Raw genomic sequence first — 21,291 nt, 5'->3', positions numbered from 1 at the left:
ATGCTCGGCAGGCGCGGTGGTGGGACCGTGGTCGCATGACGACCCGATGAGGGAGGAAGCGATCATGAACAGCGAGAACACCGACATCGTCCGCCGGTTCTACGAGGCGTGGAGCAGGCAGGACCTCGAGACGGCGGCGAGCCTCGTCACGGAGGACTTCGTCGACAACTCGTCGTCCAGCCGCGGCCGCGACGGCGTGCGAGAGGAGGGCGCGTTCTGGTTCACGGCGTTCCCCGATGCAGAGGTCTCGATCGAGGAACTCCTCGCCGACGGGGACAAGGTGACCGTCCGCGTTCACGCGACGGCGACGCACCTCGGCGACTTCCTCGGCATCCCGGCCACGGGGCGGCGGGTCGACATGGACGAGATCGACATCTTCCGCGTGGAGGGCGGGCTGCTCGCCGAGTCCTGGGCGGTGCCCGACATCTTCGGCCTGATGAACCAGCTCGGCGCATTCGAGGCCGCGAGCGAGGAACCCGTGGGCTCGGCCTGAGCGGCGGTTCCCTCTCGCCGGATCGGCCGGATCAGCCGGATCGGAGCAGGTGCGCGTGCATCGCGGCTTCGGTCCGGCTTCGCACGCCGAGCTTCGCGAGCAGGTTGCTCACGTGATGGCCGGCCGTCGCCGGACTGATGAACAGGCGCTCGGCGATCTCGGCGTTGCTCAGCCCCTCGGCGACGAGCGAGAGCACCTCCTGCTCGCGCTTCGTGAGCGTGCCGACGCGCTTCGGCCCGACACGTCCCCGCCCGCCGAGCGACCGGGCGAACGCGTCCGCCGCATCGGCCTCGGTGACGAAGCCGGCGTGGTCGAGCGCCGCGGCTGCCGCGCGCGACTCGGCGACCGCCGAGTCAGGATCGCCCGAGGCGGCGAGCGCCTGCCCGAGCAGGACGCGGGCCCGTGCGGCGTCGAGCGGCCTGCCCATGCGGTCGTAGCGCTCGGCCGCGGCCCCGAGCGCGGCGAGCGCCGCCGACGAGTCGCCTCGCGCGAGCTCGACACGTCCGGTCCCGAGCTCGGCGAGCGCGCGGTGCGCTTCCTCGCCCGACTCCTCGGCGAGGCGCCGGAGGCGGGCCGCCGACGCCTCCGCGCCTGGGAGGTCGCGCCGCTCGACCTGCACGGGAATGAGCATCGCGCCGATCGGGATCGCGGCGATCGAATCGGGCCCGAGCTTCGCGAGCCGGCGATGCAGCACGGATGACGCGACGCCGGATTCGCCGCGAGCGAGGTGGATCGCGACCATCGCCCGGACCGATTCCGGCCGTGCCTCGATCCCCGTGACGAGCCGCTCCGCCTCCTCGAGCCGCCCCTGGGCGACGCGCAGCTCGGCGAGACGGGCCCGCGGGTCGACGCAGCGCGCGGCGTGGCCGCCCGCTTCGAGCCGTTCGATGGTCCAGGTCAGCCAGTGCTCGGCGCCGCTCGTGTCGCCGCGTGCGGCGAGGACGCCCGCACAGCACGAGCCGCAGAATCCCAGGAGGGTCGGGTGCGGCCGCAGCCGCAGGAACCGCTCGGCGACGCCGCCCCACTGCTCGAGCCGACGCCCGTCGAGCGTCTCCTCGCACGCCGCGACCATGTCGCAGCAGGTCTCGGCGAAGACCTCCGGCTCCTCGGCCTCCCCCGCCGACGCCGCGGCCATCGCCTCGTCGAGTCGCTCGATGCCCGCCGCGGAACGGCCGGAACGGACGAGACCGAGCCCGGACCTCGCGAGGGCGCGGATCTCGAGCGCCGCGTCGCCTCGCTCGCGGGCTGCGGCGAGGGCCGCGTCGGCGAGGTCCGCGATGCGGACGGGGTCGGTCTCGAGCGCGCTGCGTGCCAGGGCGAGCCGGCCCTGAACGGCGGCGGCGGAGCCTGCCGCCAGCCGCTCGGCGCGGCCGAGCCATCCGCGGCTGATCGCCTCACGACCCGGTGTCGCGGCGTGCTCGATCGCCAGCCAGGTCGCGATCCGCACGGCTTCGTCATCCCTGCCGGCTCTCCGGTACGCCGCGTAGGCGCGCGTGCGGGTCTCGACCGCGGCCGCGGTCTCGCCCAGCCACCACAGTGCCCGGCCGAGTCCGTCGAGCGCGTCGGCGCTCGGCCTCGACGCGAGCACGTCGGCGTACGCGTCCCGGGCGTCCTCCCAGCGCGCCTCCCGAACGGCCGTCGCGGCATCCTCCGCGCGGCGATCGATCTCGTCGCGGTCCACGGCCCCGGCCTCCTCACCTCGGACCGGCCGCATCCGGGTCGCCCGGGCCAGACCTGGTCCGCGTTCGGTCGCCGGCCACGGATGCCGCTGAGCGCGACGCTACGACGTCGCCGACGGCGCGGCAAGTCCTCGCGCGGGCGGCGACCCGTCGCGCCCGACCCGCCCGACGCGCCCGACGCGCCCGCCCAGGCGGCGCCTCCCAGATCGGCCATGTGCACGACGCTGCACATGACGGAATCGCGCACATCGCCCGAGCAGCGGTCAGCGCTCGACGATCGAATCGGCGTGCGCGGCGACCCACTCGACGAGCGGGAGCATCCGGTCCATGAGGTCGCGGCCGAGGTCGGTGAGCGCGTACTCGACTCTCGGCGGAACCTCCGGGTACGACGTGCGGGCGACGAGCCCATCGCCCTCGAGCGTGCGCAGCGTGGAGGCGAGCATCTTCTCGCTGATGCCCTCGACCTCGCGTCGCAGCTCGCCCCAGCGGAGGGTGCCGTCGGTGAGGGCGAGCAGCACGAGCACGCCCCACTTGCTCATGATGTGGTCGAGCACCACTCGCGTCGGGCACCCCTCGAGGAAGACCTCGCCAGAGGCGGCCCGGATCTGCGCAAGACTAACCACCATGTTGGTACCTTACGTGAAAGTGGGTACCTGCGGAAGGGAAGGTATGCGGCATCCGCTCGGTTGTGCCAGTCGAACCGACACCGTCGGAACCGATCGAACGGAGTTCCCCATGACCATCCTCGTCACCGCCGCCTCCGGCCACCTCGGCCGCCTCGTCATCGAGGCGCTGCTCGAGCACGGCGCCTCCCCCGCCGACGTGGTCGCCGCCGCGCGCGACACGTCCGCGGTCGCGGACCTCGCCGCCCGAGGCATCCGCACCGTCGAACTCGACTACGCACGCCCCGAGACCATCGCGCCGGCACTCGAGGGCGTCGACTCGATGCTGCTGATCTCGGGCACCGCGTTCGGCGAGCGCGTCGGCCAGCACCGCAACGTCATCGAAGCCGCGAAGGCGGCCGGCGTCGCCAAGCTCGCCTACACGAGCGGACCGAAGGCCGCCACGAGCGAGCTCGTCCTCATGCCCGAGCACCGAGGCACCGAGGAGGTCATCGCCGAGGTCGGCATCCCGGCCGTGATCCTCCGCAACAACTGGTACACCGAGAACTACGCGCAGGATGTCGCGGTCGCGGCCTCGACCGGCGTGATCGCCGCCGCGACGGGCTCGGGTCGGGTCGCATCAGCACCCCGCCGCGACTACGCCGAGGCCGCGGCCGTCGTCCTCCTCGAGGACGGCCACGTCGGGGAGGTGTACGAGCTCGGCGGCGACGAGCCGTGGACGTTCGCCGAGCTCGCGACCGCTGCATCCGAGGTGCTCGGCCGCGAGGTCGCGTTCGTCGACCAGAGCCCGGCCGAGCGCGTCGCCGCACTCGTCGCCGCCGGCCTCGACGAGGGCACCGCGACCTTCGTCGCGGCGATCGACGAGGGCATCGCGCGGGGCGACCTCGCGGAGTCGGACGGCACGCTCTCCCGACTCATCGGCCGGCCCACGACGCCGCTCGTCGAGGCCCTCCGCGACCTCCTCCAGGCGCAGCGCGCGGCCGCCTGAGCGCATTCGGCGATCCCGCGCGAGGTCGCACGAATCCACGTCCGATTCGAACCGGACCTGCGATTTGTGCGACCTCGCGTCTCGGGGCGGCGGATGCTGCGACATCCGCTTGCCCGATTCGTGAGGCTTCGTCAAGACCCCCGCAGGCTCTTCCCCCCGTCCGGGGGACGTGTTAGCGTCCCTCTCACTTGCCCGGGAATCCCGGGCGAATTCCCTGTTAGGAGCGCATGTGAAGCAACGCACGCGCGGATGGCTCGCTGTGACCGCAGCGAGCGCGACGATGGTCGCCGGGGCCGCCTTCGGCCCGGCCGCGATCGCCGCTCCCGCGAACGATTCCCCTACCGACTCGACCCGCGCGGCCGAAGCCCGACCCGACAACCGCCCCGGCCCGCTCACCGAGCGGCAGAACGAGCGCCGCAAGGCCGCGCAGGAGCTGATCCTCTCTGGACAGGCCTCGCCCGGCGAGGACGGCGTCGTCGAGGTCGCCGAGGACAAGTACTACGAGGCGGCGGTCAGCGGCAGCGGCCGCCTGTTCACGATCCTCGCCGAGTTCGGCGACCAGGGCAGCGGCAAGCTCGGCACGACGCCCGGTCCGCTGCACAACGAGATCGCCGAGCCCGACCGCACGGTGAACAACAGCACGCACTGGCGCGCCGACTTCGACACCGCCTACTACGACGACCTGTTCTTCGGTCCCGAGAACTCGATGGCCGACTTCTACTCGAAGCAGTCGTCGGGCAACTACACCGTCGAGGGCGAAGTCAGCGACTGGGTGAAGGTGCCCGGCAACGCTTCGACCTACGGCGACAACAGCGTCGAGGACTATGGCGGCGCCTGGCAGTTCATCGCCGACTCGGCCGACGCGTGGTACGCGTCGCGGGTCGCGGCGGGCGCGTCGGCCGAGGAGATCACGGCCGAGCTCGCGAGCTTCGACGTCTGGGACCGCTACGACTTCGACGGCGACGGGAACTTCGACGAGCCCGACGGCTACCTCGACCACTTCCAGGCCGTGCACGCCGGCGAGGGCGAGGACGCGGGCGGAGGCGCCCAGGGCGAGGACGCGATCTGGTCGCACCGCTGGTACGTCAACTCGACCGACTTCGGGCAGACCGGTCCGACGGTCGGCGACACGCAGGTGAAGTTCGGCGGCACCGAGATCGGCGACTCCGGCATCTGGATCGGCGACTACACGGTCGAGCCCGAGAACGGCGGCCTCGGCGTGTTCGCGCACGAGTACGCGCACGACCTCGGCCTGCCCGACTTCTACGACACCGCGGGCGGCGAGAACTCGACCGGGTTCTGGACCCTCATGTCCAGCGGCTCGTGGCTCGGCGACGGCGGCGAGGACATCGGCACGAAGCCGAACTACATGGGCCCGTGGGAGAAGCTCCAGCTCGGCTGGCTCGACTACGCGGTCGTGGACGAGGGGGCCGGCGACGCCGGCGAGTTCACGCTCAGCCCGGCGGCCCGCCAGGTCGCCGACCAGGAGCAGGCGCTCGTCGTCGACGTGCCCGACGCGGGCATCGAGAGCCAGTACACGGCGCCGAACTCCGGCTCCTACGCCTGGTGGACCGGCAGCGCCGACGACCTCAACACGACGCTGACCCGCACCCTCGACCTCACCGGCGTCTCGTCGGCGACGGTCACCGCCAAGGCGTGGTACGACATCGAGGCCGGCTACGACTACCTCTACGCCGAGTACTCGACGGACGGCGGCGCGAACTGGACCCAGGTCGGCAAGCCGCTCGACGGCTCGTCCAGCGGGCGCTGGTCGACGCTGCGCTACAGCGTCCCCGGCGGCAGCGAGGTGCAGTTCCGGTTCCGCTACCAGACCGACGGCGGCGTGCACTACGCCGGCGCGTTCCTCGACGACATCGTCATCAAGAACGGCGGCAGCACGCTGCTCACCGACGACGTCGAATCGGGCGACAACGGCTGGACCGCCGCGGGCGGCGGCTTCAAGCGCTCCACCGGCACCGAGACGAGCCAGGGCGACCGCTACTACCTCGTCGAGAACCGCACCTACGTCGACTACGACGCCACGCTCGAGCACGGCCCGTACCAGTTCGACCGCGGACTGACGCAGCCCGACCACGTCGAGCACTTCCCGTTCCAGGACGGCATGCTCGTGTGGGCGATCGACGAGGCGTACAGCGACAACAACACCATCGAGCACGAGGGCCATGGCCTCGCGCTCCCGGTGGACGCGAACCCGGTGAAGTTCACCTACGACGACGGCACCGGCCCGAGCAACCGCCGCCAGCCGTTCGACGCGACCTTCGGCCTGCAGACGATCGACGCGGTCACCCTGCACAAGGAGGTCCTGTCGGGCAAGGGCAAGGGCCAGTCCGTCGACTACGTCGGCGCCGTCGGCTCCGACGGGACGACGCAGCAGTCGCCGATGTTCACGGACGCCGACGAGGACGCGTTCTTCAGCTCGACGAACCCGCTCGGCGGCGTCATGGTCGCCGGCCACGGCGTCGAGGTCACCGTGACCTCGCAGAACACGGGCGGCACGATGACGGTCCACGTCGTCAACCCGTGAGCTGAACTCGCGCCCATCCGACGCGGATGACACGGCGGGCCCGTCCCCTCGGGGGCGGGCCCGCTTCGCGTGCGGGCGGGGCTCGCTTTCGCGTGCGGGCACGGCGGATGCCGCGACACGAGCGGTCGCGCCCGGCCGTGCCGCGGCATCCGTCACCGCCCGTCGTACGCTCGGCTGAGCACCGGCATCGCGCCCGGTCGAGCCGAGGAGCCGCCATGTCCCAGCCGCCGCCAGCGCAACCGTCGCCGGAGCAGGAGCCGGTCTACCCGCCCCCGCCCTCCGACGCACTCAACAGCATCGAGCACATGCGCGAGTCGGTGTTCCTGGATGGCCCGAAGCGCCGACGCAAGATCCAGCGATTCTGGATCCTGCTCTCGCTCTCGTCGGTGATCGCGGCGGCGGGCGTCGTCGGCGACTCGACGGCCACCGTCATCGGCGCGATGATCGTCGCCCCGATGATGCTGCCGATCCAGGGCACCATGCTCGCCACCGTGCTCGGCGACCGGCGGAACCTCACGCTGTCGCTGCTCATGATGATCGGCGGAGCGGCCGCGGCGATCGCGATCGGCTACGGCGTGGGCCTGCTCGCCGCGACCCCGATCACCGAGCAGACGAACTCGCAGGTCGCCGCCCGCGCGACCCCCGGCCTCATCGACCTGCTCGCGGCGCTCGCCACCGGCGCGGTCGGCTCGATCGCGCTCGTCCGCAAGGACATCTCCGACACGCTGCCCGGCGTCGCGATCGCGATCTCGCTCGTGCCGCCGCTCGTCGTGGTCGGCATCGCCGCCGAGTCGGGCGACTTCGGCAGCTCGATCGGCTCGCTCCTCCTCTTCATCGCGAACGTCGCGGCGATCCTCGGCACCGGCGTCGTGATCATGGCGATCTACCGGGTGCAGCGGTGGGGCCGCATCGGGCACGAGCCCCCGCCGCCCGGCGTGAAGGCCGTGAACCGCAAGCGATCGAACATCGCGATCGCGGGGATGCTCGTGCTCGTGGCGCTCCCGCTGAGCCTGTCGACCTGGGTCACGACCACGCTGAACACCCAGCAGTCGACGATCACGCAGGCCGCCGAGGCATGGGCGCTGACGAGCGACCTCGACGTGATCTCGGTCGACTACGTCTCGGCGCTGTCGTACCTCGTGCGCATCACCGGCGGCGACGAGGCACCGGATGTCGCGGACCTCACCGACCGGCTGACGTCGGCCGGCGTCGACCCGAGTACCGTCGAGGTCGAGTGGATCCCGTCGGTGCGGGTGAACGCCGGCGACTGAGCGGCCTGGTACGCGGCGCGCATCGCGCGCTCAGTGCGCGCTTCGCGGTCGGCCGAGGTGCGATCGTGCTCGCAGGCCGGCGCGTGCCGCGACGCGTCCGGCCTTGCGTGCCGCACGCTCGGCACGTGCGACGTCGCGCCGCTCCGCCCTGGTGCTGCGGCGCTCCGCGGCGAACTCGGCGTTGCGCTGGTCGTGCGCGGTCATCTGCTGTGCGAGGAAGCCGTGTGCGAGGTCCATGATCCCGATCCCTTCGTGGTCTGCGGTGGCTGACCACCTGCACAGAGACTCCTCGCTGAGGTGGGTCGGATGTATCGGGAGGGTGTCGTATCTTCGGGGGCTACGGCAGCTCAGGCCGGCCTGAGGTACCTCAGACCGCTCGCGCTCGTGTCCTCCACCTTCTCGACTCGCCCCGACGCACCCTCCCCACTCCGCCGCGAGTTCGCAGGACCAGACGTGCCATACCGGCCCTGCAGCACCCATCGCGCGGTTGATCCTGCGAACTCGTCCCAACCCCTGCCTCGCCCACTCCGCGTGCCCGGCCCCGCACCCCGGGTTCGCAGGACCACATGCGCCATGCCGGCCCTGGAGCACCGAGCGCGCCGCTGATCCTGCGAACGCACGCTCGGCGGAGCGCCCCGGCACGTGCGCCGCGAGCATTCTCTGACTAGAGTCAGAGATATGGACGACATCGCCAGGGTGCGGCGCTTCAACCGCACGGTCACGGAGCGGATCGGCGCGCTCGACGACGGCTACCTCGCTCGAGGCCGACCGCTCGGCCAGTCACGGCTGCTCTGGGAGATCGGGGCGACGAACGGGGGCGGCGCCGAGCTGCGCGCGCTGCGCGAACGGCTCGAGCTCGACTCGGGGTACCTCAGCCGCCAGCTTCGCGCGCTCGAGGGCGACGGGCTCGTCCACGTGGTGCCCGCGCCCGATGACTCACGCGTGCGGGTCGCCCGGCTCACCCCCGAGGGCGTCGAGGAGCACGCCGAGCTCGACCGGTCGTCCGACGCGCTCGTCGGCGGCATCCTGGACCCCCTCACCGAGCGGCAGCGCGAGCGCCTGCTCTCCGCGATGGACGAGGTCGAGCGACTCATGACCGCCTCGGCCGTCGAGGTTCGCGCCGTCGACCCGGCCGATGCAGCGGCGCGCGCGAGTGTCGCCGCCTACTTCACCGAGCTCGCGAGCCGCTTCGACCTCGGCTTCGATCCGGCGCACACCCGGCCGACGCCCGACGACGAGTTCCGTGAGCCGCACGGCACGTTCCTCGTCGCATTCCTGCACGGCGAGCCGGTCGGCTGCGTCGGCCTCAAGCTGCACGGCGCCGATCCCGCGGAGATCAAGCGGCTGTGGGTCGCAGCGAGCACCCGCGGGATGGGCCTCGGCGCGCGGCTGCTCCGCGAGATCGAGGCGGCCGCGGTGCGGCTCGGGGCGGCCGTGGTCCGGCTCGACACGAATCGCACGCTCACCGAGGCGATCGCGATGTACCGGTCGCACGGCTACGACGAGATCCCCGACTTCAACGGCGAGCCGTACGCCGACTTCTGGTTCGAGAAGCGGCTCGCGTAGCCGCGGCGGCGGCCATCGCCGCGGGGCTGGGGCGCGGTGCATGAAGATCCGGGTGGAAGGCCCGCCCGAGCAGGCATCGGCCGGATTCTCATGCTGCAGGAACGCGGCACTCGGGCCGCGCGGCGGTCGCGTGCGGCCCCCGATCCGTCGTGCATGAAGATCCGGGCGGAGGGCCCGCCCGAGCAGGCATCGGCCGGATTCTCATGCACGAGGATTCACGACAGGTACACGCCAGGTTCCCGCGGCGGCCCGATCGCGAGAGGATCGCGGCATGGGCGCGGAGAGCGTGCAGCACCTGGCCGAGGCGATCGAGCGGATGCCGCTCGTCGACCACCACGTTCACGGCATGCTGCCCGACCCGTCCGAGGCCGCCCTGCTCGCCGCGCTCACGCAGGCGGGCCACGCGGCGCCGCCCGCCGACGTGTTCGACAGCGCGCAGGGCTTCGCGCTGCGGCGGCACTGCGCGCCGATCCTCGGGCTCGCGCCGTTCGCGAGCCCAGCCGACTACCTCGCCGCGCGCCGCGCGCTCGAGGCCGACGAGGTCGCCCGCCGGCTCCTCCGGGCGTCCGGCATCGCCGCGTACCTCGTCGACGACGGGCATCGGCCCGACCTCCTGATGTCAGACGAGCGGATGGCGCGGCTCGCCGCCGCGCCGATCCACCGCGTCGCCCGGCTCGAGACCATCGCCGAGGCCGTGCTCGCGCAGTGCGCGTCGGGCGCTGAGTTCGTCGAGCGACTGGGGCCGGCGCTCGACGCGGCGGCCGCCGAGGCGGTCGCGTTCAAGACCGTCGCCGCGCACCGGTGCGGGCTCGAGCTCGACCCGGCGCGGCCGACGAACGTGGACGTGCGCTCGGCGGCCGACGCGTGGTTCGCCGAGTGGCGCGCGCACGAGGCATCCGTCGGCCCGGCCGGATCCGTCGACGACGCTCCGCACGGCGGCCACGCGGCATCCGTCGACGACGCGCCGCACGCCGGCCACGCGGCATCCGCTCGCCCTCGCCTCACCGACCCGACGATCACGCGCCATCTCATCTGGTGGGCGCTCGAGCGCGGCGCGGTGTTGCAGGTGCACGCCGGGTTCGGCGATGCCGACCTCGTGCTCGAGGGGTCGAATCCCGCTCGCATGCAGGCTCTCGTCGCGGCGACGGCGGGCACGGGCGGGCGCATCGCGTTCCTGCACTGCTACCCGTACGTGCGCGAGGCGGGCTGGCTCGCGCACGTGTTCCCGCACGTGTTCCTCGACGTCGGGCTCGCGGTCGGCTTCCTCGGGGCGAACGCCGACTCGGTCGTGCGCGAGTCGCTCGACCTCGCGCCGTTCTCGCGCGTGCTGTTCTCGACCGACGCGTGGGGCGTGCCCGAGCGCGTGCTGCTCGGTGCACGCCTGTGGCGGGATGCCGCGGGGCGCGTGCTCGGCGGGTACGTCACCGCGCACGGCTGGCCGGTCGACGAGGCGACCCGCGTCGCCGAGGGCATCGCGTGGCGGAACGCCGAGCGGGTCTACCGGCGGCGGTTCGTGAGCCGGTGATCACGAGCGCGACCGTTGCAGGGCGACCGGCCGCGCCCTACGGGCCACCCCCGCCGCCGTCGCCTCCCCCACCACCGGCGTCGAACCCGCCGTAGTCGAGGCCCCCCATGCCCCCGCCGTCGAAGCCCCCACCGCCGGCCGCGTCGCCGTAGATCATCCCGCCGCCCGCGCGTCCGTCGCCGAAGTAGCCGAAGTCGGTCTTCAGCCGGTACTGGTCGATGAGCGGGACGCCGAAGCGTCCGTCGTCGCGGCCGCCGACCGTGATCGGCTGCACGAGGGCCGCGGCGGCCGCCTGCAGGCCGGACGCGACCCTGGCGGGCGTGGTCGGCTCGGTCGAGGCGTACCACGTGAGCTCGGCGCCGCGCCGGGCGAGCGACTCGGCGGCCCGCGCGATGACCTCGTCCAGGCCGAAGAGCACGGCCCACGGCAGCTCGGCACGGGCGACCGACGCATCGCGCAGGTCGGCGCTCGCCACCCTCTCGCGGAGGAGCTGCGCCCGCGAGCGCAACTCGAGCCCGGACGCGTTCAGGGGGATCCAACGGGGCAGCACGGCCCGGACGCCGAGCGAGACGACCGCGATGCCGAGCGCGGTCCAGGCGATCGAGTCATCCGCCCCCTGCCCCGTGAACTGCGCGAGGAACCCGAGCAGGATCCCGAAGACGCCGGCGAAGGACGCGAGACGGAGCCGCGCGCCCGGGCGCGGCTCGCGGTAGCGCTCGGCCGCCTCAACGAACCGGCGACGCGTCGCCCATTGCAGCGCGGCGTTGCGCTTCACGACGCGATCGACCGGTACGACGGCGCCGTGCGCGACGACCGACGCCGTCCCGGTGCTCCCTGGCTCGAACACGCCGATCACGAGGTCGGCCGGCACCTCCGACGGCGCGTCCGCCCGCGTCGACGGGAGGTCGGAGGAGTAGACGAGACGGATGCCGCGCGCCGACTCGAGCGGGTCCGGATCGGTCGTCGCCGACCGGCGGTCGTCGAACGTGATCGCGCCCTGGAGTGCGAGCTCGACGACGGCGGCAGCGAGCCAGCGATTGGAGGTGGAACCGGACACGAACGCGACGGGAAGCAGCCCGACGGTCTCCGGGTCGACGATCGACGGGTCCGCCGTGTCGCGCGGCTTCTGGAGCCAGGCGACGATGAGCGATCCGACCGCCGCGGCCGCGACGAGCGACGCCCCGAGGGCGATGATCGGCAGCAGAGCGAGCCCGAGCCCGCTCCCACCCGACGCAGCGAGGTCCATGTCAACGCTCCCGCCTCGGCGCGACCATGCGCCGCTGGTTCGCACGGTACTCCCTGCGGGCGCTCGGGCACCACGGGCCGTGACGGGGATCGGGCCCGAGGTCCTTCCGCGGCATCCGCCCCGCCCCTAGGCTGAGCCCGACCGTCAGTGGATCAGGGGGAACCAGGCGATGGCCGAACACGTGAACGTCGATGACTTCGCACGCGCCGAGACGAACCGCATGTTCGCGGCGCTCTCCGGACAGGCGGGCGGAACCGGGAAGTGGGTGCACAACCGCGTCCCGACGCCGCTCGAGAACCAGCCGGTGATCCGGCAGAACCGCGACACGCTGTACAGCATGGCGGTGATCGACGTCTCCGACGGCGCGAGCATCACGATCCCCGACGCCGGCGACCGCTACCTGTCGGTCATGGTCGTGAACCAGGACCACTACATCCCGGTCGTGCTGCGCGAGCCGGGCGAGCACCGCCTGCACGCCGACGAGCTCGGCACGCAGTGGGTCGTGGTCGTGCCGCGGCTGCTCGTGAACCCAGACGACGAGGCGGATGTCGCGGCCGTCAACGCCCTGCAGGACGCATTCGTGCTCGACGCGCCGGATGGCGGGCCGTTCCCGCTGCCCGAGTACGACGACACGTCGTTCACCGAGACCCGGAACGCGCTGCTCGCGCTCGCGCGCGGCGTCTCGGGCTTCGCCCGCGCGTTCGGCCGCGCCGACGAGGTCGACCCCGTGCACCACCTGCTCGGCACCGCCGCCGGCTGGGGCGGCCTGCCGTCGTCGGAAGCGTTCTACGTCAACGTCGAGCCGAAGCTGCCGGTCGGCGCGTACGCGTTGACGGTGCGCGACGTGCCCGTCGACGCGTTCTGGTCGGTGACGGTCTACAACGCGGACGGCTTCATGGAGGCGACCGACGGCCTCGTGAGCGTGAACTCCGTCACGGCGACCCCGAACGACGACGGCTCGACGACCGTGAACTTCGGCGGCCCCGACGACGGCCGGCCGAACCGCATCGGCCTCATGGACGGCTGGAACTACATCGTGCGGCTCTACCGCCCGCGCCCCGAGGTCGTCGACGGGACGTGGACGTTCCCCGAGGTCGCCCCGGCCTGAGCGCCGGCCCGCGGGTCGCACCCGCGGGTCGCGTCGCGCATGAGAATCCGCCCGGTGGCGCCGCCCAGGCGCGCATCGGGCGGATTCTCATGCGGCGGTGTGCAGAGCGGGAGCGCTCAGTCGTCGACGATCACGTACAGCTTGCGGACGTGCTCGTGCACGTCCCACACACCGCGCCATCCGCTCGGCATCACCAGGGTGTCGCCCGCGACGAGTGTCACGGGCGGCTCGCCGTCGACCTCGATCGTGACGCGCCCGGCGAGTAGCTGGCAGACCTCGGTGTAGCCGTCGCGGACCGCGGTGAAGCGGCCGGGCGTGCACTCCCAGTACCCGACGTCGAGGCCGGCGGCCGCCCAGATCGAGGCGCTCGCCTCGAGGAGGCCGTGGGTGAGCGCGGTCGGCTTGGGCGCGAGGGTGGGGAGATCGCGGTCGAGCGGGCGCAGCGAGGCGATGGTCGGCACGGCGGTCGGCGCCGGCGCCGGCACGGCGGATGCCGCGGCATCCGTTCGGTCCTTCGATTCAGGAGTCTCGGACATGGGTTCCCTTCTGAGTGGATCCGCGCATGAAGATCCGGCGATGGGGCCGCCACGCGGCCCCATCGCCGGATTCTCATGCGCACTGACCGACGCGGCGCCGCGCGGCAGCGGGTTCGGCGGGCGGGATGAGGTCTCAGCGGCCGGCGACGAAGCCGGCGACCTTCGCGATGGGCGAGGTCGTCGGGCGCCCGCGCAATTCGGCACGGTCGGCCGCGTGGTACGCGGTGTAGATCGACTGCACGGCGAGCCACCGGAGCGGCTCGACCTCCCAGCGCTTGGCGCGGTGGTTCACCCACGGCAGGCGAGTGAGCTCGGTGTCGCGGCCGAGCACGAGGTCGCGGAGCGTGCGCCCGGCGAGGTTCGTGGCGGTGACGCCCGTGCCGACGTAGCCGCCGGCCCAGCCGAGCCCGGTCGCCCGATCGAGGCCCACGGTCGCGGCCCAGTCGCGCGGAACGCCGAGCACTCCGGCCCAGGCGTGCTCGATCGCGGCATCCGTCGCCATCGGGAAGTACCGGCGCAGCAGTTCGGTGAGGCTCTCGATCGTGCGCGGCTGCGTCGCGCCGTCCACGTCGACGCGCGAGCCGTAGCGGTAGGGCACGCCGCGTCCGCCGAACGCGATGCGGTCGTCGGCGGTGCGCTGGGCGTACATGTAGACGTGCGCGAAGTCGCCGAGGGTCTCGCGGCCGTTCCAGCCGATCTCCTCCCAGACGGATGCCGCGAGCGGCTCGGTCACGATCATCGACGAGTTCATGGGAAGCCACGTGCGGTGTTCACCGCGCAGGTTCGGCGTGAAGCCCTCGGTCGCGCGGAGCACGTGCGCCGCGCGCACGGTGCCGTGCTCGGTACGTGCCTCGCCGGGCGCGATCTCGGTGACGCGCGTGCCCTCGTAGATGCTCACGCCGAGCCGCTCGACGGTCGCGGCGAGCCCGAGCGCGAGCTTCGCGGGGTGCACTCTGGCGCAGTGCGGATGCCACAGCCCGCCGAGTACGCCGGCCACGTTCACGCGAGCGGCGGTCTCGCGCGCGTCGAGTTCCTCGACGTCGGTCGCGGGCCACTCGCGCTCGGCCGCCGCCGCGGCGCGCAGGCGCGCGAGCTGAGCCGGCGCAGTGGCCACCTCGAGCTCGCCGCCCTTGTGGATGCCGGCGTCGATGCCCTCCGCGGCCGCGACCCGGATCACCTCGTCGACGCTCTCGTTCAGGGCGCGCTGCTGCGCGATCGCGGCGTCGCGTCCATGGCCCTTCGCGTACTGCTCGCGTCCGCCCGTGACCGAGTTGGTGAGCCATCCGCCGTTGCGGCCCGACGCGCCGAACCCGGCGAAGCGCTGCTCGAGCACCGCGATGCGCAGGTCGGGCTGGTCGCGCTTGAGGTAGTACGCCGTCCACAGCCCGGTGTAGCCGCCGCCGACGATCGCGACGTCGACCTCGAGGTCGCCCTGGAGCGGCGGGCGCTCGGCGGGCACGCCGACCTGCTGCATCCAGAACGAGATGCCGCCGTTGACGACTCCACGGCCGGCGACCCCGCCGTGCACGACCTCGCTGTTCGCGGCCACGCGCCCTCCATCTTTTTTCAAACAGTGTTTGACAACGCCTGCAGCGACGTTAGTGTGGGGCCAGTCGAGATGTCAACGAGCGGATGTCGCGGCACCCGCCCCGCGCTCGTACCGGCGTCGGGCCGAGACCCCGCACCCCAACGTGCGCCGCGCACCCCGCGGCATCCGCCCAGGCCGAAGGGAGCCGCCGTTGCCGGCCGAAGTCGACACCGCCGAACGCCTCGCCGAGATCGCGCGAGCCACCGTCACCGTCGCCCGGGAGCGCGGCACGCACGCGGTGACCCTGCGCGCGGTCGCCGAGCGACTCGGACGGTCCACCGCGTTCATCACACACTTCGTGCCGAGCCGCGCCGAGCTCATGGCGAACGCGCTCGAACTCGCCCGCTCCCGATGGGACGACGAGCGCCGCGACGAGCTCGGGGGGCTCCTCGGCGTCGAGCGGCTCGCGGCGCTCACTCGCTGGATGTGCACGTCGTCCCCCGAGGAATCGGTGTTCCGCAGCCTCTGGATCGAGGTCATCGCCGACGTCCGCGCCGGCCACGACCGCGCGTACCACCTGCTGCGGTCGGTGACGGATGCCACGTACGCCTCGTTCCTCGAGGGCGCCCGCGCCGCCGACCGCGCCGAGGCCGCTCGCATCGCCGACATCCTCTACCTCTACTGCCGCGGCTACGAGGTGAAGTCCGTCGAGGACCCGGAGGGCTGGCCCGACGACCGCGTGCAGCACTCGCTCGAACTGCTGCTGCGCGTGCTCGTCTTCGATCGGGCGGATGCCGCGACATCCGCCTGACGCGCGCTTCACGCCGCGCCGGGGCGCCGCGCCGCACCGCTGGACGCGAGTCCCGCGAAACGGCGGCACTGGTCGCCATTCGACGGGACTCGCGGGCGCCGGCCATGGTGCGCGCGAGCGACCTGATCGTCAACCCCCGTGCCGCGTCGCGGGTCGCCGCGTAGCCTGCCCGGACGATCGCGATCGTCGATCGTGGAAGGGACGAAGACATGACCGTGGCACGCGACATCATGAGCACCGACCCGACCTGCGTGAACGAGGACCAGAACCTCATCGAGGCGGCGCGGATCATGCGCGACCTCGACATCGGGTCGATGCCGATCTGCGGCAACGACTCGAGGCTGAAGGGCATGCTTACCGACCGCGACATCGTCGTGAAGTGCCTCGCCGAAGGTGCCGACCCGGGCCGCATGACCGCGGGAAGCCTCGCCGAGGGCACGCCCGTGACCGTCGGCGCCGACGACGACATCCGCGAGGCGCTGCAGATGATGCAGCACCATCAGATCCGCCGGCTGCCCGTCATCGACGGGCACGACCTCGTGGGGATCATCGCCCAGGCGGACATCGCCCGGACGCTGCCCGAGATCGCGACGGGCCGAACCGTCGAGGAGATCTCGGTCCCGTGACCGCGCGCGCAGCAGCGCGAAGCGGCGTTCGGCGGCGGGTGGGACCAGCCGTGCTCTGCTTGGCGCATGCCCCGAAGGGAAGGCCGCCTGAAACCCGGTGCTCCCGCTCTTGTCTCACGGCTCGGCCGGACGCGGGCCACACGCTACTCGCGTGTCGGCCCGCGCCGCGCGGGTCGAAGGTCCCGGCGTCGACTCGGCCGGGCCCGGATCACTCCGCGCCGAGCGCGCGGCGCGCGTGCCGGTACTTCTCGGCGAGGCGCTGCTGCTTGGCGAACTCCAGGCGGCGCAGCCGCCACGGCGCGGTGTTGTCGTCGATGTCGGCGAGCTTGACGCGCAACGCGACCGGGTGGCGCCGGATGCGCGCGTAGTACTCGTCGGGCGCGACCTCGGGTCGGCGGGTCAGGAGCTCGACGACGCCGACGATCTCGATCAGCACGCCGGCCTCGAACAGCTCGCGCGAGGTGAGCGGGGTGTCCTCGAGCACGTCGTGCAGCCACGCGGCCGCCGCAGCGATCGGGTCGGTCACCGGATCGAACCGCTCGGCGATGCGGCCCGGATGGTCGATGTACGGCGTGCCGCTCTTGTCGAGCTGCCCGCGGTGCGCGGCGAACGCGATGCCCTTCGCGAGCGCCACCTGCGCGACGGCGTCGAGCGGTGAGAGCGGTGCGGTCGAACGGTGAGCGGCCGGCGCGGGCGCCGGCAGCGGTTCCGGTCCCGGCGCTCGCAGCGGCTCGGCATCCGGCTTCACGTGGTCGACGGACTCGGTCCGGTCCAGAGGGAGGGGCGGGGGCCCGATCGGGTCGACGACGTGATCGACGGATGCCTCGGAGACGTCGCTCGACTCCGGATCCGCCGGAGCGCACGGGGGAACCGGCTCGAAGGTCGACCGACGCGGCCCCGGCACCCCGGGTTCGGACGCCCCGGGGACGGGTGCGGCCGGGTCATCCGCCCAGAGCAGGGCGATGCCGTCCGCGGGGTCGTCGGCCGCGGCATCCGCCCCCGATTCGGCCGGAACGACCGGTTCGACGCCCTGCGCCGCGGATGACGCGGCCTCGGCCGACGTCCCGTCGACACCCAGCCCGGGCGTCGCGGCGTCGTCGTGCTCGGGCGTCGCGACGTCGTCGTGCTCGGGCGTCGCGTCGAGGTCGTCCTCGGGCGCCGCTCCCGCCATGTCGTCGGTCGTCGCATCGGCCGCCTCCACCCCGGGCGGCGCGACGGACACGATCGCCATCGGGCGGGTCGCCTCGAGCGACGCCTTCCTCGCGGCGGCGACCTCGGCGATCGGGTCACGACCGTCGAGCGGTCGCACGAAGATCAGGGCGCCCTCGAGCTCGCGCAGTTCGTGCTCGCCGATCTCGAGCATCGAGCGCGAGCCGCTCTTGCGACGCTGCTCGAACGAGAGCTCGTCGACCTCGATGAAGTGGGAGCCGTCGCGCGAGCTGAAGTACCGGCGGCTCGCTCCGTCGGTGATGGCGACGATGACGGCCTCGTAGTCGCCGCTCGGCTGCAGCGAGCTCAGGAAGTACCGGCGCCGATCGGGGTCCTGGTGCTCGGGCGCGTCGAACGCGAGCGTCGCGGCCCGGCGGCGCGGCCGCCGCCCGGGGTGCGCGCTCGCGCGCATGGCCCAGCGGTCGCGCTCGAGCGCGCTGTCGTCGGCGGCCGGGGTCTCACCCGGGCGGCGACCGTCGGACTGCCGGTCGCCGGGCTCGCCGAAGTCGGGCATGGGCTCGTCATCGGCGGGGGCTCTCAACGGGGTGCTCCGAGGGGATCGGGGGCGTCGTCTCGGCGGAACTGCTGGGCGTCGCTGGGTCGGCGTTCGGGGGTGGTCGGCGGCGCGGGCTCGCGCGTACGCCGATCGTACGGCTTCGCCCGATTCTCCGCTGCCCCTCGCCCGCGATTCGGCGAACTCGTGCGAACGCCGCAGCGGGGCGGATGCCGCAGCATCCGCCCCGCCCATGCCGTTCACCCGCCGAAGCCCGCCGGGCGCGCCGCGTCAGCTCCCGCTGGAGGTGACCTCGGGCGTCACGACGTCGTCTGCCGCGGACCGCACCTCGACCTTGCGCGGCTTCGCGCGCTCGGACACCGGGATGATCACGCTCAGCACGCCGTTGTCGTAGTGCGCGCTGATGCCGGTGGTGTCGATGCCCTCGCCGAGGGTGAGCTGGCGCAGGAACGACCCGCTCGGCCGCTCGTGCACGAGCCAGCGGACGTTCTCGTCGTTGCGCAGGGTGCGCTCGGCGCGGATGGTCATCAGCTGGCCGTCGACGTCGATGTCGATCGAGCCGGGGTCGACCCCGGGCAGGTCGGCGGACAGGACGTAGTGGTCGCCGTCGCGGTGCAGGTCGATCGGCATCATCCGCGGCCCCCGGCTCGAATCGATCATGCTCGCCGCGAGACGGTCGAGGTCGCGGAACGGGTCCCAGCTCATTGCCATGAGCGTCTCCTCTCGTGAGATCTGGAGTTGAGTCACCTTGGCTCAACTTGTTCAGAGATTAGCACTCGACTCACGAGAGTGCTAAGACTTTGGGCCCGTCGTTCGCCGAGGGCGATCACGGCGGCGGCGCGCCCACCGGTCCGAGCTCTCGTGCATGAGGATCCGGGATTCGGGGCGCCTGGAGCGCCTCTGACCCGGATCCTCATGCATGTACCGCTTCCGACCAGCGGATGTCACATTCGAGCGCCCTGCGGGGTCGTATGTGTGAAGCCACTCACGAGGAGGCATCCATGCGCACCCCGGCTCCGAGCACCGAGATCGCCACCCGCGGCCACGACGGACCCGACGCCCGCCCCTCCGGCGCCCGTCCGGGCCGGCCATCCCTGACCGACCGGGTCGGCGAGCGGATGTCACGCGCCACCCTCTTCGGGCGGCGGCTCGGTGACATCCGCGCCGACCTCGCGCGCCGGCCGGTGCCGCAGCACTGGACGAACCTGTTCGGCGTGGTGACCGTCGCCTGCCTCGTGGTGCTCACCGTCACCGGCATCCTGCTCATGTTCTGGTACACGCCGTCGAGCGCGACCACCACGTACGACGGCGCGTACGCGCCGCTGCGCGGCGCCGAGGTCTCGCACGCGTTCGCGTCGACGATGCGGATCACGTTCGAGATCCCGGGCGGGCTGCTCGTCCGGCAGGCGCACCATTGGGCGGGGCTGCTGCTGCCCGCGGCGATCATCATGCAACTCGTGACGACGTTCTTCACCGGGGCGTTCCGGAAGCCGCGTCGCGGAATGTGGGTGCTGCTGTTCCTGATCTTCGTCGCGGCGCTTGCGGGCGGATGGAGCGGCTACGCGCTGCCCGACGACCTGCTCTCGGGCACGGGGCTGCGCATCACCGAGGGCATCGCGCTCGGCATCCCGGTCGTCGGCACGTGGCTGGCGTCGCTGCTCTTCGGCGGCTCTTTCCCCGGCGAGGTCATCGCGAACCTCTACCCGCTGCACGTCGTGATCGTGCCGGCGGTGCTGATCGGGCTCGTCGCGCTGCGCGCGTTCGCCGCGTGGCGGGTCGGGCCGGTGCAGTTCCCGGGCGCGGCAGGCGCGCGTGCGGAAGAGCATCGACCGTCGACCGGTGGGAGAAACGTATCCCCGGACCACCTTTCTCCCACCTCTGAAGCAGGAACTCCCTCTCCGAATCGTCTGGTCGGCGTGCCGCTGTGGCCGAACGCCGCGGCGCGCGCCGGCGGACTTCTCGCGCTCGTGACGGGCGTGCTCCTCGTCATCTCGGCGACGGTCACCGTGAACCCCATCTGGCTCTACGGCCCGGCCGACCCCGGCAACGCGGGCGCGGGCAGCCAACCCGACTGGTACACCGGGTTCCTCGACGGGGCGCTGCGGCTCGCGCCATCCGGGTGGGAGATCGTGCTCTTCGACCGCACCTGGACGCTCGCCCTGCTCGTGCCGCTCGCGGTCGTCACGGCGTTCCTGGTCGCGATCCTCGTCTACCCGTTCCTCGAGGCGTGGGCGACCGGCGACCGCCGCGAGCACCACCTGCTCGAGCGTCCGCGCACCACGCCCACGCGCACCGGCATCGGCGTGGCCGCGATCGTGTTCTACTGCACCTTGTGGGCGGCCGGCAGCGCCGACCTCATCGCCACGCAGTTCTCGGTGACGCTCGAGGGCGTGATCACGGCGCTGCAGGTGACGCTCCCGCTCGGCCCGGTCATCGGGTTCGCCGCGGCACGACGCGTGTGCCTCGGGCTGCAGCGGAAGGACCGCGACGCGGTGCTGCACGGCTACGAGACCGGACGCATCGTTCGCCTGCCCGGCGGCGAGTACGTCGAGGTGCACGCGCCGCTCTCCGCCGAGGCGCGGGCGCGCATCGAGCGGCCCGAGCCCCGCTTCCTGCTCGTCCTGCACCCGGATGAACGAGGCCGCCTCCCGCTCGCCCGGCGGCTCCAGGTGCGCCTGTCGCGCTGGTACCTCGCCGACAGCATCGACTCGGAGACGGGCGCGCGGATGGTGCCGGTCGGCGGCGCGGTTCGGCGGCCGTAGCCGGGGCGGCGCCGGGGCTCCTGTGCCAGCCACCGCCGCGCGAGTTCGCAGGACCAGGCGCACCATGGGTCCCGAGAGCCGGGGATGACGCAGCTCATCCTGCGAACGTGCGCACCCGCCGCCCCCGGGCGGGCCCTGCGGGCCGATCCGCCGAACGAGTTCGCAGGACCAGACGCACCATGGGTCCCGAGAGACGGGGATGACGCAGCTCATCCTGCGAACGTGCGCACCCGCCGCCGACCGCGCCCGTCCGGACGCGCG

At 72.8% G+C, this 21,291-nt stretch carries 18 protein-coding genes; 10 read left to right on the top strand and 8 right to left on the bottom strand.

Features of this window, described 5'->3' with window-relative positions:
- Positions 1-64: 64 nt before the first annotated feature.
- Complete coding sequence (locus GJ743_RS17365) at positions 65-493, top strand: ester cyclase (protein ID WP_196217046.1); 429 nt, start codon at positions 65-67, stop codon at positions 491-493.
- 31 nt (positions 494-524) lie between these two features.
- Here the strand turns inward: GJ743_RS17365 and GJ743_RS20290 are convergent, their stop codons facing one another.
- Positions 525-2,174 (bottom strand): helix-turn-helix transcriptional regulator, encoded by a 1,650-nt coding sequence (locus tag GJ743_RS20290; RefSeq protein ID WP_328289311.1) that lies wholly within the window; start codon positions 2,172-2,174, stop codon positions 525-527.
- A 261-nt stretch (positions 2,175-2,435) separates the two neighbouring features.
- Positions 2,436-2,798: a winged helix-turn-helix transcriptional regulator gene (locus GJ743_RS17355; RefSeq protein WP_155053158.1), complete on the bottom strand. Its 363-nt coding sequence runs from the start codon at positions 2,796-2,798 to the stop codon at positions 2,436-2,438.
- Positions 2,799-2,907: 109 nt separating this feature from the next.
- Between GJ743_RS17355 and GJ743_RS17350 the strand changes: the two genes are divergently transcribed.
- From GJ743_RS17350 to GJ743_RS17340, 3 genes are all read left to right on the top strand, one after another.
- Positions 2,908-3,783: an SDR family oxidoreductase gene (locus tag GJ743_RS17350; RefSeq protein WP_155053157.1), complete on the top strand. Its 876-nt coding sequence runs from the start codon at positions 2,908-2,910 to the stop codon at positions 3,781-3,783.
- A gap of 229 nt (positions 3,784-4,012) precedes the next feature.
- Positions 4,013-6,328: an immune inhibitor A domain-containing protein gene (locus tag GJ743_RS17345; protein ID WP_328289310.1), complete on the top strand. Its 2,316-nt coding sequence runs from the start codon at positions 4,013-4,015 to the stop codon at positions 6,326-6,328.
- Positions 6,329-6,543: 215 nt separating this feature from the next.
- Positions 6,544-7,599 carry a DUF389 domain-containing protein gene (locus GJ743_RS17340; RefSeq protein ID WP_230386886.1) on the top strand — a complete coding sequence of 352 codons (1,056 nt, stop codon included), beginning with the start codon at positions 6,544-6,546 and terminating at the stop codon, positions 7,597-7,599.
- A 30-nt stretch (positions 7,600-7,629) separates the two neighbouring features.
- On the opposite strand, the gene GJ743_RS17335 is transcribed toward GJ743_RS17340, so the two are convergent.
- Complete coding sequence (locus GJ743_RS17335) at positions 7,630-7,836, bottom strand: hypothetical protein (RefSeq protein ID WP_155053156.1); 207 nt, start codon at positions 7,834-7,836, stop codon at positions 7,630-7,632.
- 441 nt (positions 7,837-8,277) lie between these two features.
- On the opposite strand from GJ743_RS17335, the gene GJ743_RS17330 reads away from it, so the two are divergent.
- Both GJ743_RS17330 and GJ743_RS17325 read left to right on the top strand, forming a co-directional pair.
- A complete protein-coding gene (locus tag GJ743_RS17330; RefSeq protein WP_155053155.1) occupies positions 8,278-9,165 on the top strand; it encodes a bifunctional helix-turn-helix transcriptional regulator/GNAT family N-acetyltransferase in 888 nt (295 codons plus the stop codon).
- A 271-nt stretch (positions 9,166-9,436) separates the two neighbouring features.
- Positions 9,437-10,690, top strand: a complete 1,254-nt coding sequence (locus GJ743_RS17325) for an amidohydrolase family protein (protein ID WP_155053154.1) — start codon at positions 9,437-9,439, stop codon at positions 10,688-10,690.
- 37 nt (positions 10,691-10,727) lie between these two features.
- On the opposite strand, the gene GJ743_RS17320 is transcribed toward GJ743_RS17325, so the two are convergent.
- Positions 10,728-11,936: a DUF2207 domain-containing protein gene (locus tag GJ743_RS17320; protein ID WP_155053153.1), complete on the bottom strand. Its 1,209-nt coding sequence runs from the start codon at positions 11,934-11,936 to the stop codon at positions 10,728-10,730.
- 169 nt (positions 11,937-12,105) lie between these two features.
- Here GJ743_RS17320 and GJ743_RS17315 point away from each other — a divergent pair, with 169 nt between their 5' ends.
- Positions 12,106-13,044, top strand: a complete 939-nt coding sequence (locus GJ743_RS17315; RefSeq protein WP_155053152.1) for a DUF1254 domain-containing protein — start codon at positions 12,106-12,108, stop codon at positions 13,042-13,044.
- 116 nt (positions 13,045-13,160) lie between these two features.
- Here GJ743_RS17315 and GJ743_RS17310 read toward each other — a convergent pair whose 3' ends face one another.
- Positions 13,161-13,580 carry a cupin domain-containing protein gene (locus GJ743_RS17310; RefSeq protein ID WP_155053151.1) on the bottom strand — a complete coding sequence of 140 codons (420 nt, stop codon included), beginning with the start codon at positions 13,578-13,580 and terminating at the stop codon, positions 13,161-13,163.
- Positions 13,581-13,713: 133 nt separating this feature from the next.
- The gene (locus GJ743_RS17305; protein ID WP_155053238.1) at positions 13,714-15,054 is read right to left on the bottom strand and encodes an NAD(P)/FAD-dependent oxidoreductase; all 1,341 of its coding nucleotides are present in this window, start codon (positions 15,052-15,054) and stop codon (positions 13,714-13,716) included.
- Positions 15,055-15,319: 265 nt separating this feature from the next.
- On the opposite strand from GJ743_RS17305, the gene GJ743_RS17300 reads away from it, so the two are divergent.
- The gene (locus tag GJ743_RS17300) at positions 15,320-15,919 is read left to right on the top strand and encodes a TetR family transcriptional regulator (RefSeq protein ID WP_196217045.1); all 600 of its coding nucleotides are present in this window, start codon (positions 15,320-15,322) and stop codon (positions 15,917-15,919) included.
- A gap of 209 nt (positions 15,920-16,128) precedes the next feature.
- Positions 16,129-16,545 carry a CBS domain-containing protein gene (locus GJ743_RS17295; protein WP_155053149.1) on the top strand — a complete coding sequence of 139 codons (417 nt, stop codon included), beginning with the start codon at positions 16,129-16,131 and terminating at the stop codon, positions 16,543-16,545.
- Between the two features lie 208 nt (positions 16,546-16,753).
- On the opposite strand, the gene GJ743_RS19800 is transcribed toward GJ743_RS17295, so the two are convergent.
- Positions 16,754-18,295 carry a hypothetical protein gene (locus GJ743_RS19800; RefSeq protein ID WP_230386885.1) on the bottom strand — a complete coding sequence of 514 codons (1,542 nt, stop codon included), beginning with the start codon at positions 18,293-18,295 and terminating at the stop codon, positions 16,754-16,756.
- Positions 18,296-18,538: 243 nt separating this feature from the next.
- On the bottom strand, positions 18,539-18,979 hold the full coding sequence (locus tag GJ743_RS17285) for an Hsp20/alpha crystallin family protein (protein WP_155053148.1): 441 nt from the start codon (positions 18,977-18,979) through the stop codon (positions 18,539-18,541).
- 290 nt (positions 18,980-19,269) lie between these two features.
- Between GJ743_RS17285 and GJ743_RS17280 the strand changes: the two genes are divergently transcribed.
- On the top strand, positions 19,270-21,030 hold the full coding sequence (locus GJ743_RS17280; protein WP_155053147.1) for a cytochrome b: 1,761 nt from the start codon (positions 19,270-19,272) through the stop codon (positions 21,028-21,030).
- Positions 21,031-21,291 lie beyond the last annotated feature (261 nt).

The organism is Agromyces bracchium (assembly GCF_009709675.1).
Classification (GTDB): Bacteria; Actinomycetota; Actinomycetes; order Actinomycetales; family Microbacteriaceae; genus Agromyces; species Agromyces bracchium.
Note: the sequence above shows the minus strand (reverse complement) of the source record. Positions and strands in the feature narration are given on the sequence as shown.